Consider the following 8,952-nt stretch of genomic DNA (forward strand, 5'->3'; position numbering starts at 1 on the left):
CCAAATCCGGACGCAGCACCCCGGCCTGCCGCGGCGCGTCGGGTTTCACCCCGCGCCCCCTGTCACCCGTCGAGCACGCCTCCGTCCCATCGCCGAGCCTGTGGGCGTGATGTGGCGCCTGCCACATCACGACCTCGAGGCAGGCGAGCGGAAGGACAGGGCACGTGACCCGAACGGCGAGACATCTCTCCACCCAGGCACCACCTCCCCTCTGGAGGCGAGCGGCGGCGCTCGCGGCCGTAGGGGGCGTCGTCGGCGCCCTGACCTTCGCGGGAGGGATCGCCGCGACCGCCGCACCGACGGACGACTCGGAGGGCAGTGGGCAGTTCCTCAGCGGCACCGTCGCCGGGCTCGACCTCGCGACGATCGCGGCGCTCGAAGGCGCCGTGGCCGAGAACCCGTCCGGGGCGAACCCGGTCGTCACGAACCCCCTGGCCGCCACGGTCTTCCAGGCGCTCGGGATCGACCTGACGGGCACGCTGCAGCTGCTGGGTCCGAACGGGATCCTGCAGCTCGGTGCGGTCAACCAGTACGGCGAGGCGAACGACGACGGCTCCGCACGGGCCGCGTCGGGTGCGGTCTCGGACCAGGGCGCGATCTCGGTCGGCGGCAGCGAGGAGTTCCCGTCCGACGCGCAGCTCAACCTCACGCAGCTCCTCGGCCCCGGCTTCGAGTCGGTCGTCGCGGACCTCGACCTGTCGCTCGGCGCGCTGTCTGCGACGGCGGAGGCGACAGGCGGCGCGGCACCGACCGGTGACTACCAGATCGCCGGTGCGACGCTCACGCTCGACAGCCCGGCCGTCTCGGGGATCGCCACGACGGTCGACGACGAGGTCGTCCCGCTCGTGGACGGCGCCGTCGGACAGCTCGTCGGGACCGACGGACTGCTGGCCCAGGCGCTGAACGGGATCGGAGCGCTCGCCCAGGTTCTGACCGTCCTCGGCGGGGACCTCGAGCCTACGGTCGCGATCGACGTCGACCTCGACGGCGCCCTGGCGCCCGTGCTCGACCAGGACTTCGGCGACGAAGGCGTCGTGATCAACGTCGGCGACGGGACCGTGACGGTCGACCTCGACACGATCCTCGGCGGCACCGGGTCGCTGAACGGGTTCGACCCCAACACCGAGGTCCTCGACGACGCCGCGATCAACGCGATCCTTGACGGGCTCAGCGCGGCCCTCGACGACCTCACGACAGCGCTCGTCGGAGCGGTCGACACGGCCTTGCACGCCGCGAGCCTGACACTGTCGGTCGAGGCCGTCGTCGACAACCCGATCCCCCTCGCACCGGACCTCCTCAACCTGACCATCGACCTCGACACGACCGTCGGCGACGTGGTCGACGGGACCGTCGACCCCGCTGACGCCACCATCACCATCGCGCTCACCGGCGTGCCGCTCACGCTCCCGCTGGGCGACCTCGTCAGCGCTCTGGCCGGTCCGCTCAACACCGTGCTGTTCGCCGACGGGACCGGACTGGTGAGCACGCTCGCCGGGACGATCACGTCGGAGGTCACCGGTCCCGTGCTCACCGCGCTCTCGCCGGTCTTCGAGATCCTCACGGAGGTCGTGAGCCTCGTCGTCAACGTCCAGGAGCCCGAGCCGTCCGTCGCCGACGCCACGTTCACGCAGCGGGCGCTGACGCTGTCGATCCTGGAGGTCGGGACGGGCACCGGGCTCGCGGAGCTTCACCTCGCCTCCGCGACCGTCCGTGGCTCGACGGTCGCGGCGATCACCCCCGCGGTGACCGTCGACCCGACCACCGTCCCGGCGGGCACGCCGACGACCGTCACCGGCACCGGCTACACGCCGGACTCCACGGTCACGGTCGAGATCCGCGACGGCGAGGGCACCGTCATCACCACCCTGACCGACGTCCCCACCGACGCCGACGGCGGTTTCACCACTCCCCTCACCGTCCCCGTGGACACCGTCCCGGGCGACTACGCCGTCGTCGGCATCGACGACACCACCTCCACCGAGGCCGAGACGGCTCTCGCCGTGACGGCGGCTGCGCTCACGCCCGCCGTGACGGTCGACCCGACCACCGCCAACCCCGGTAACGCGGTCACCGTCGACGGCACGGGCTACACCCCCGACTCGACCGTGACCGTCGAGATCCGCGACGGCTCCGGCACCGTGATCGCCACCGTCGAGAACGTCCCCACCGACGGCGACGGCGGGTTCACCACGCCCGTCACCGTCCCCGCGGGCACCACCCCCGGCGACTACACCGTCGTCGGCATCGACGACACCACCTCCACCGAGGCGGAGACCCCGCTCACCATCGAGGCAGCCGCCATCACCCCGGCGGTGACGGTCGACCCCACGACGGTGCCCGCGGGCACGCCGACGACCGTGACGGGCACGGGGTACACGCCCGACTCGACGGTCACGGTCGAGGCGCGAGACACGACCGGCACGGTCATCGCGACGCTGACCGACGTCCCCACCGACGCCGAAGGCGGTTTCACCACCCCCATCACCATCCCCGCGGACACCGTCCCGGGCGACTACACCGTCGTCGGCATCGACGACACCACCTCCACTGAGGCCGAGACGGCTCTCGCCGTGACGGCGGCTGCGCTCACGCCCGCCGTGACGGTCGACCCGACCACCGCCAACCCCGGTAACGCGGTCACCGTCGACGGCACGGGCTACACCCCCGACTCGACCGTCACCGTCGAGATCCGCGACGAGAGCGGAGCGGTTGTCGCCACCCTGGGCGACGTCCCCACCGACGGCGACGGGAACTTCACCACCCCGATCACCGTCCCCGCGGGCACCATCCCCGGCGACTACACCGTCGTCGGCATCGACGACACCACCTCCACCGAGGCCGAGACCCCGCTCACCATCGAGGCAGCCGCCATCACCCCGGCGGTGACGGTCGACCCCACGACGGTGCCCGCGGGCACGCCGACGACCGTGACGGGCACGGGGTACACGCCCGACTCGACGGTCACGGTCGAGGTCCGGGACACGAGCGGCACCGTCGTCGCCACGCTCACCGACGTCCCGACCGACGGCGACGGCGGCTTCACGACGCCCATCACCGTCCCCGCGGACACCACCCCCGGCGACTACACCGTCGTCGGCATCGACGACACCACGACCACCGAAGCGGAGACCCCGCTCACCGTCGAGGCAGCTGCCATCGAGCCGACCATCACCGTCGACCCGACCACCGCGAACCCCGGCGACGCGGTCACCGTCGACGGGACCGGCTACACCCCCGACTCGACCGTGACCGTCGAGATCCGCGACGGCTCCGGCACCGTGATCGCCACCGTCGAGAACGTCCCGACGGACGGCGACGGCGGGTTCATCACGCCGATCACCGTCCCCGAGGACACCACACCCGGCGACTACACCGTCGTCGGCATCGACGACACCACCTCCACCGAGGCGGAGACCCCGCTCACCGTCGAGGCAGCCGCCCTCACCCCGGCCGTCACGGTTGACCCGACGACCGTCCCGGCGGGCACGCCGACGACCGTCACGGGCACCGGCTACACGCCCGACTCGACGGTCACGGTCGAGGTCCGGGACACGAGCGGCACCGTCGTCGCCACGCTCACCGACGTCCCCACCGACGGCGACGGCCGCTTCACCAGCCCCATCACCGTCCCCGTCGATACGACACCGGGCGACTACACCGTCGTCGGCATCGACGACACCACCTCCACCGAAGCCGAGACGCCCTTGACGGTGGAGGCAGCCGCGATCGAGCCGACGATCACTGTCGACCCGACGACCGCCAACCCCGGTGACGAGGTCACCGTCGACGGCACGGGCTACACCCCGGACGCCACGGTCACCGTCGAGATCCGCGACGGCTCGGGCACCGTCATCGCCACCGTCGAGGACGTCCCGACCGACGGCGACGGGTCGTTCACGACACCGATCACCGTCCCCGAGGGCACCACCCCCGGCGACTACACCGTCGTCGGCATCGACGACACCACCTCCACCGAAGCGGAAGCCCCGCTCGCCGTCGGGGGCGTCGGGGTGTCCGAGCCGACCGTCACGGTCGACCCGACCACGGCGAGCCCCGGCGACGAGGTCACGGTGACGGGTGAGGGCTGGCCGCCGAGCACCACGGTCACGGTCGAGCTCGTGGACGAGGACGGCGACATCGTCGCCACGGTCGACGTCGAGACCGACGAGGAGGGGAGCTTCGCCACCCCGATCACGGTCCCCGAGGACGCGACGCCGGGTGACTACACCGTGCACGCGTCCGACGACGCCGGGAACGAGGCGGAGGCGCCGCTCGCGGTCGTCGACGCTGGTGACCGCGCCCTGGTCTCGTCGTTCGTCACGCCGCGCGTGCTGCGCGGCGCGGAGCAGACGTTCGTCGCGTCGGGCTTCGAGCCGGGCGAGTCGGTCCAGGCCGTCATCAACTCGGAGCCGCTGATCCTGCCGGTGGCGACCGCCGACGCGAGCGGCCAGGTGAGCTGGACGTTCGTCGTCCCGGCCGACTTCGAGGTCGGCCCGCACACGGGCACGGCGACGAGCGTCGACGTCGGCGACTCCACGGTCGCGTCGTTCGAGGTCTACCTCACGCCCACGGGCGGCGACGGACCGGGCAGCTCCGGCTCCGGCTCTGGCTCCGGTTCCACCAACGCGGGCAACGGGAGCGGGTCGGACTACCTCGCCCGGACCGGCACCGACGACCTGGGCCTGTTCCTGGTCGCGGCGCTGCTGCTCGTGGCCACCGGTGCCGTCGTCCGCCTGCGCGCGCACCGCGCACGCCGCGCGGGCTAGGCGCACCACGACCGAGGGCGCCTGCCGGGATCTCCCGGCAGGCGCCCTCGGTCGTGTCGTGGGGGGGCGGTGGACGCGCGGCGTCAGCCGACGCGGTGGAGCCAGCGCACCGGGGCGCCGGCACCGGCGTAGCGGAACGGCTCGAGCTCGTCGTCCCACGCCTTGCCGAGGGCGAGGTGGAGGGCGTCACGCATGGCCCAGGGCTCGCTCACCTGCTCCAGCGCGGCGCGGATCCGGTCCTCCGGGACCACGATGTTGCCGTGCACGTCGGTCTGGGCGTAGAAGATGCCGAGGTCGGGAGTGTGCGACCACCGGCCGCCGTCGACCCCGTGGCTGGGCTCCTCGGTGACCTCGTAGCGCAGGTGGGACCAGCCGCGCAGCGCGGAGGCGAGCTTGGCACCTGTGCCCTGCGGGCCCTGCCACGAGTACTCGGCCCGGTAGAGGCCGCGCGCGGCGGGCTGCTCGGTCCAGTCGAGCGACACGCGCACGCCGAGGACGTTGCCCGCGGCCCACTCCATGTGCGGGCACAGAGCACGCGGTGCTGAGTGCACGTAAAGAACACCGCGGGTGATGGCACCGGCCATGTCTGCCTCCCTAGGTCGAGGTTGCGTCTTCCCCAACGTCCTCACCGAGGGTGGTTCCACAGCACGTCACGGGTACGTCGCGGCGTGTCTCGTGCCCATCTTGCACGATCCTGCGCGTTCGCGCGACAGATTCACCGGGCGAGCCCGGAGGTCGTCAGGCGCCGTGCGTCGTCACAGGTGCTCGCGCAGCTCCCGCATCGCCTTCTTGCGCACGGACCGGTCGAGCCGGTCCAGGTACAGCATCCCGTCGAGGTGGTCGCACTCGTGCTGCAGGCAGCGCGCCATGAGCTCCGTGCCCTCGACGACGACCTCGTTGCCGTCGAGGTCCGTCCCCACGACCCGCGCGTACCAGGCGCGCCGCGTCGGGTACCAGAGGTTGGGGACGGAGAGGCAGCCCTCGTCGCCGTCCTGGTAGTCGTCGGAGAGCTCGACGATGCGCGGGTTGAGCACGTACCCGATCTCGTCGTCGATGTTCCACGAGAACGCCCGGAGGTTCACGCCGATCTGGTTGGCGGCGAGTCCCGCGCGGCCCTCGTGGTCGACGGTCTCGACGAGATCCGCGACGAGCGAGCGCACACGGTCGTCGATGGTGGTGATCTCGTCGCAGGGGGTGCGGAGCACGGGGTCCGGGATGGTCCGGATCTCTCTCATCGCCATGGACGCCATTCTTCCATGCGCACGACGACGGACCGCCGGGTCCACGACCCGCGAGCCTGGGGCCCGCGTCACATGCGGGCGTACCGGGCGCGAGCGAAGGAGTAGAGCCCGTACGCGGCGAAGCCGAGCCCGACGGCGACGAGCAGCACCGCGCCGAACGGCTGGGCCGCGAGCGTCGCGAACGCGGCGTCGAGACCTCCTGCCTGCTCGGGGTCGTGCTGCACGGCTGCCACGACGAAGAGCGCACCGAGCACGCCGAGCGCGACCCCCTTGGCGACGTAGCCCACCCGGCCGAGCGTCACGACGGCGCGACCGACGTTCCCGCCCGTGCCGCCCTCGAGGTCCTCGAGGAACTTCTTCCGCCAGCCCTTGACCACGTGATACACGCCTGCTGCGACGATCCCGACGCCGACGGCACCCACGAGGAGCACGCCGCCCGGCTTCTGCATGAGCGTCGCCGTCATGCTCTCCTCCTGGCCGGAGCCGCCCGCGGACCCGTTCACGACCTGCACGGCGAGCACGCCGAGCGCCAGGTAGAGCACCGCCTTGCCGGCGGCCTTGAGCCGGTCGGACGTCTCGGCGGCGCCGCTGATCGCCACGGTGACCTGCCACAGCGCCAGCGCGGCGAACGCCACGACGGCGAACCAGAGCAGGACGGTCCCGCCCGGCGTCTGCGCGATGGCGGTGAGCGCGCCGGTCTGGTCCGCCTGCTCGCTCGACGTCGAACCGGTCGCCACCTGCACGGCGAGCACCCCGACCACGAGGTGGAGCAGGCCACTCACGGCGTACCCGGCACGGGCGAGGATCTCGAGCAGCCTGCTGCCCCGCGCGCCGCGTGCCGCCGCCTTGCCCGTCGAGCTGATGCTCGGTGCCACTGGACCTCCTCGGTCGTCGGGACGCCGCCCCCAGCGCGCCGCCGGGTTCTCCGGCCCGGACACAGTGCCAGCACCGCGCCCCGCACGCACGCCGAGCGCCGACCCCGGGAAGCTCAGATCACGGTTTGGTAACGTGCCTCGAATGCCCACGACGAACCCGCGCCTCGCCGTGCTCGACGGACTCCGGTTCACCGCCGCTGCGGCAGTGCTCGTCTACCACTTCGTCGCCGTCAACCACCACGCGTGGGGCGAGCGGACGAGCGACTCCCTGCCGGGCGTGCAGGGCGTCGCCGCGTACGGCTCGTTCGGCGTCCAGCTCTTCTTCGTGGTCAGCGGCTTCGTCATCCTCACGACGGCCTGGGGCCGCGACGTCCGCGGCTTCGTCGCCTCGCGAGCCGGCCGGCTGTTCCCCGCGTACTGGGCCGCCGTGCTCCTCACGCTCGCCCTGCTCGTCCTCGTGATCCCTGGCCGGCGCGACGTCGACCTCCCGCAGGCGGCCGCCAACCTCACCATGGTCCAGCGCGCGTTCGGGATCCCCGACCTCGAGGCGGTCTACTGGACGCTCTGGTCGGAGCTGCGGTTCTACGTCCTCGTCGGCCTGCTCGTCGCCGTCGGCCTCACCCGGGCACGGGTGCTCGCGTTCGTCGTGCTATGGCCCGTCGCGGGGGCGATCGCCACGCAGACGGGCTCCGACCTCGTCGCGACCGTCCTCGTCGCGCCCGACGCCCCGCTCTTCGCCGGCGGGATGGTGCTCTACCTGCTCACGCGGGAGCGCCGGTCACCGGTCCTCTGGCTCGCGCTCACCCTCGACGTCGTCCTCGCGGCCGCCGTGTCGGGCCGGATCCAGGCGGCCCGCATCGAGAACAGCACCGACGTCGTCGTGTCCCCCGCCGTCGGGTGGGTCGCCATCGTCCTGTGCTTCGCCGTCGTCGCCGTCGCGACGCTGACCCCGCTCGCGCGAGTCTCGTGGGGCTGGCTCACCGCGCTGGGCGCGCTCACCTACCCGCTCTACCTCGTGCACGCGTCGTGGGGGCGGTGGGTGATCGAGTCGGTGCACCCGTACCTGCCCCGGGCCGCGACGCTCGCCGTCGCGGTCACCGCGTGCCTCGCGCTCGCCTGGGTTGTCCACCGCGCCGTCGAGCGTCCGCTCGGCCCGCGGCTGCGCCGCGCCCTCGACCGCAACCTCCGGCGCGACCGCGCCCGCCCGAGCGGGCACGTCCCCGCCCGTCAGGACGAGCCGGTCGCGGCCAGGTAGTCCCGCAGCACGACGGCCTGGTTGTGCTCCTCGTCGCGCGCCCCGTACACGAGCGTCACCACAGGGTGCTGCCCGACGACGTCCCGCAGCTCACCCACCGCGTCGCCGTTCGCGTCGAGCTCGGCCCGGTACCGCTCGGCGAACTCGTCGAACAGCGGCTCCTCGTGGTGGAACCACCGCCGCAGCTCGGTGGACGGCGCGACCTCCTTGAGCCAGAGACCCACGTGCGCCTTCTCTTTGCTCTCGCCGCGCGGCCACAACCGGTCGACGAGCACGCGGAACCCGTCGCCGTCCTCAGCCGGCTCGTACACGCGCTTGATCCGGATCGTCATGACGCCATGACACCCCTGGGCCGGGCGCACCGCATCCGCAGGACGGACCGTCACCCCGATGGTGCCCCGTGCAGGACTTGAACCCGCGACCGAGAGATTCCGGAGCCACATGTTCCGTCACGTTCGCGTTGAGTCCCGATCGATCTCTTTGCGCAGGCCAAAAGGCAAGTCTGTCCGACGGCTCCATGCCATCTGTCACACCTGCCTGCCGTCCATTTCGCTGGGTAAGCGTTGACCTTGGAGGGCGATACTTGGATGCCCTCACGACTCTCCCTCCGCGGACTAGAGTCGCTGCGTGGCAGACGAACTCCTGACCCCCACCGGGGTCGCCGAGTGGCTTCGGCGCTCACCCGCCTGGGTGACTGGCCAAGCGCGCGCGTCGGAGAGTTGCCCGGCATCAAGGTCGGGGACTGCTGCAGGAACGGTTGACACTCCATCTGCGGGACGAGGTCCTGCTGGAAGGATGTCGTTGTGCCTAAGAAG

The 8,952-nt window shown here is 72.2% G+C and carries 6 protein-coding genes; 2 read left to right on the plus strand and 4 right to left on the minus strand.

The genetic code is table 11. The annotated features are described in order from the left end of the window. The first annotated feature begins 164 nt into the window (after positions 1-164). Positions 165-4,766: a choice-of-anchor G family protein gene (locus tag NF338_RS20010; RefSeq protein ID WP_264032366.1), complete on the plus strand. Its 4,602-nt coding sequence runs from the start codon at positions 165-167 to the stop codon at positions 4,764-4,766. 83 nt (positions 4,767-4,849) lie between these two features. Here NF338_RS20010 and NF338_RS20015 read toward each other — a convergent pair whose 3' ends face one another. From NF338_RS20015 to NF338_RS20025, 3 genes are all read right to left on the minus strand, one after another. Beyond that, positions 4,850-5,350, minus strand: a complete 501-nt coding sequence (locus NF338_RS20015; RefSeq protein WP_047233028.1) for a DUF3145 domain-containing protein — start codon at positions 5,348-5,350, stop codon at positions 4,850-4,852. 171 nt (positions 5,351-5,521) lie between these two features. After that, positions 5,522-6,007 (minus strand): peptide deformylase, encoded by a 486-nt coding sequence (gene def, locus NF338_RS20020; RefSeq protein ID WP_087473029.1) that lies wholly within the window; start codon positions 6,005-6,007, stop codon positions 5,522-5,524. 68 nt (positions 6,008-6,075) lie between these two features. Beyond that, positions 6,076-6,882, minus strand: coding sequence for a DUF1206 domain-containing protein (locus tag NF338_RS20025; protein ID WP_264032367.1), 807 nt, complete (start codon positions 6,880-6,882; stop codon positions 6,076-6,078). Between the two features lie 142 nt (positions 6,883-7,024). Here NF338_RS20025 and NF338_RS20030 point away from each other — a divergent pair, with 142 nt between their 5' ends. Next, positions 7,025-8,137, plus strand: coding sequence for an acyltransferase family protein (locus tag NF338_RS20030; protein WP_264032368.1), 1,113 nt, complete (start codon positions 7,025-7,027; stop codon positions 8,135-8,137). On the opposite strand, the gene NF338_RS20035 is transcribed toward NF338_RS20030, so the two are convergent. Beyond that, positions 8,110-8,469, minus strand: coding sequence for a DUF488 domain-containing protein (locus NF338_RS20035; protein ID WP_264032369.1), 360 nt, complete (start codon positions 8,467-8,469; stop codon positions 8,110-8,112). The two genes, NF338_RS20030 and NF338_RS20035, sit on opposite strands and share 28 nt — an antisense overlap. Positions 8,470-8,952 lie beyond the last annotated feature (483 nt).

The organism is Cellulosimicrobium sp. SH8 (assembly GCF_025818875.1).
Classification (GTDB): domain Bacteria; phylum Actinomycetota; class Actinomycetes; order Actinomycetales; family Cellulomonadaceae; genus Cellulosimicrobium; species Cellulosimicrobium cellulans_D.